Genomic DNA, 3,060 nt, shown 5'->3' with positions numbered 1-3,060 from the left:
CGGGTAAGAGCGTGCATGGTCGAGGGCAACGACGATCGGTGCTGTCCCCATTTCCTGAGATGGCAGCCGATCTCGCCGACGCGCCACCGTCGACGTGCCCGACCGGGTCGGAACCGGCGCACGGATCCTCCGCCGGCAGTTCGGTCATCGTGCTGATCGCCACCCAGGCGGGTCTGGCCGCCGCGCTGTCCTGGGTGATTGCCCGGGATTTCCTGCACAACCCCATGCCGGTGTTCGCTCCCAGCGCTACGGCCGGCACGATCGCGCCGGCGATCGGTCAACGTGCCCGGCGAACCGCCGAGACGCTGCTCGGGTCGGGCTCGGTCTCGTCGTCGGCGACTCCGCGCTTCATGTCATCCGCTACGGTGCGTGGCAGATCGGACTGGTCGTCGCCATGACGCTCACCATCGCGCTGCTGCCGATCGGACATAGTGGCGCGCTCGTGGCACAGGCGGGCAGGCACGGCAGACGCCCACCGAGAACCCGCGAACACATGGCGGCTTCCTTGCCCTACTGGACACCCATCGCGGACGACCTCCTCGGAGCCAGCAGGTGAGCCGGATCCTCAGTCCCCGGCGACGACGAGGTCGCGGCGGATCAGCACGTTGTCGGCCGGCGCGGTTGACCTTGCGCCCCAGGGGTACGCGGCGCACGTCGAAACCGGTCGGACCAGGGCCGCCTCGACAGCAGGTGACCAGGGTCCCGCCGGACGAAGGAAGGACTCACCCATATGGCCACGATGCCCGGCCGGGAGGATCCTCGCCTGATACCTGTGCTTTCGGGCGACCGGGTCTGGACCGGTGTCACGACGACCACCTCCGGCAGACTGTTCGTCAGCTACCCGTCCACGGACGGACCCGGTGTCCAGGTGGCCGAGGCGTTGACGGGTGGCCGGTTCGCGCCGTACCCGGATGCGAGGTGGAACGAGGTGCGCGCCGAACACGACCCGCGGGGACGGTTCGTGCATGTCAACGCGCTACGCGTCGGGCCGGACGGGCAGTTGTGGATCGTCGACGCCGGGGCCGCCGGCCTCGGCCAGCCGCAGGTACCCGGGGGCGCCCGGCTGATCTCGGTCGACCTCGACCGCGACCAGGTCCATCGTAGCTACGACCTCGGTCCGGCGACGTACGAGCACAGCTACATCGACGATGTGCGGTTCAACGGCCGATTGGCCTACGTGAGCGACTCCGGTGCCGCCGGCCTGATCGTCGTCGACCTGGACAGCGGCCGGTCCCGCCGGGTGCTGGACAACCACCCCGCGACCGTCAACCAGGGTCCGCTCTACGCCGACGGGCAGGTCCTGCGCGACGCGCACGGCGCCGAGCTGCGGGTGCACTGCGACCAGATCGAGGTGTCACCGGACGGGCGCTACCTGTACTTCCAACCGCTGTCCGGACCGATGTCCCGGGTCGAGACCCGTTACCTCGACAATCCGGCCACATCCGCGCAGAGGCTGGGCGATCAAGTCCAGCACTGGGCCGACACCCCGACCACCGGCGGCACCGCCATCGACGCGGCCGGCACCATCTACCTCAGCGATGTGGAGAACCGCCGACTCCTGACCATCGCTCCGGACCGGCGGATGAGCCCATTCCTCACCGATCCGCGGCTCGTCTGGTGCGACGCCCTTTGGATCGACAGCAGACGGCACCTGTGGATGCCCGCGGCCCAGCTCAACCGCACCGCCGGGCTGACCGGCGCCGCCGCCGTCGAGTACCCGGTCCACATCTACAAGGCGCCCATCGACGTCGGCCCAGCCCCGAACGACCACGCCTGAGGGCGCACAGCACCACGTCGGCAGGTCGACGGTGTCTCTACCGCAAGACGAGTCAGGACTATTCGACGAATTCCATGCCGGACGCGTGCTATGACCTCTTCGGGGGTGAGGATTCGTGTGGCAGCACCATCCGGCGGAGCCGACGTCGCCAGCACAGACTCGCCAATCGCGGGCGACCTTTCTCGAGCTGTTCTTCGACCTGGTGTTCGTCTTCGCGCTGACCCGAATCGTGTCCCGCGTCTACGATCACATGGTCATCGAGCCGGACGGGCGAGCCTGGCCGCAGGCGCTCTGGCAGGCGTTTCTGACCCTGCTGTTGTTGTTGGCACTGTTCGGCCTCTGGCAGGGAACCGCCTGGACCACCAGCCGCTACCACCCGGATTCGTTGGCCCTGCAGACCGTGGTCGCCGTGGCGTTGGCGCCGGGCTGGTGATGGGGGTAACGGTCCCGCGCGCCTTCGACGGCTATGCCGAGGCATTCGCCATCGCCTACGCGGCTGGGCAACTCGCCCGTCCCTTGATCCTGATGCTCGTGATCCACGACCGGGATCGCCGGCTGCTCAAAGGCCGCATGTTGATCACGTACGGCGTCACCGGCGCGCTGTGGATCATCGGAGCCTTCGTGGACGGTCCAGTCCTCGTGCCGGCCTGGGCAGCCGCCCTCGCCGTGGAGTATGCTGCGGTGCGGACCGGATGGCCCCTGCCGGGCCTGGGGCATTCCGAACCAGAACGCTGGGACATCACCGCGGAGCACCTCGCCGAGAGGTACCAGCAGTTCTTCCTCATCGCGCTCGGTGAGACGATCCTGGTGATCGGCTTCACCTACAGCACCGGACCGTTCGACCGCGACCACACCCTCGCCTTCGTCGTCGCCGCGCTCACCTCGGCGGCGTTGTGGCGCCTGTACTACTACCGGGCGGGGCACATTCTCGCCGAGGCGATCGCACATTCCCGAGCGCCGTCGGTCATCGGCCGGTCTGCCGCCGACACGCACCTCATCATGATCGTCGGTGTCGTGACCACGGCTCTCGGCTACGAGATCACCATCGAACAGCCCCTCGGTCACGCCCCGGCAACCTGGATCGCGCCCATCCTGCTCGGCCCCGCCCTCTTCATCGCCGGCCGGGCGCGGCTCGAATACCATGTGTCGCCCGCGTCTCCCCCTCACGCTACGTGGCCCTTGCGGCATTGCTGCTGTGCTATCCCGTCGCGATACACATGTCGCCGCTCGCCGCCGCGGTCGCGGCGGCGAGCGGCGACATGTGTATCGCGACGGGATAGCAC

At 68.6% G+C, this 3,060-nt stretch carries 1 protein-coding gene and 2 pseudogenes; all 3 read left to right on the top strand.

Annotated features, from left to right (window positions below):
• Window positions 1-398, top strand: a pseudogene (locus ABD52_RS36850) (hypothetical protein); the annotation flags it as partial.
• Window positions 399-772: 374 nt separating this feature from the next.
• The gene (locus tag ABD52_RS36845) at window positions 773-1,777 is read left to right on the top strand and encodes an L-dopachrome tautomerase-related protein (protein ID WP_161801663.1); all 1,005 of its coding nucleotides are present in this window, start codon (window positions 773-775) and stop codon (window positions 1,775-1,777) included.
• Window positions 1,778-1,892: 115 nt separating this feature from the next.
• Window positions 1,893-3,060, top strand: a pseudogene (locus tag ABD52_RS36840) (low temperature requirement protein A); the annotation flags it as partial.

The sequence above is a fragment of the Micromonospora sp. RV43 genome (genome assembly GCF_001029515.1).
GTDB lineage: Bacteria > Actinomycetota > Actinomycetes > Mycobacteriales > Micromonosporaceae > Micromonospora > Micromonospora aurantiaca.
This window is presented reverse-complemented; position numbering and strand designations above follow the sequence as displayed.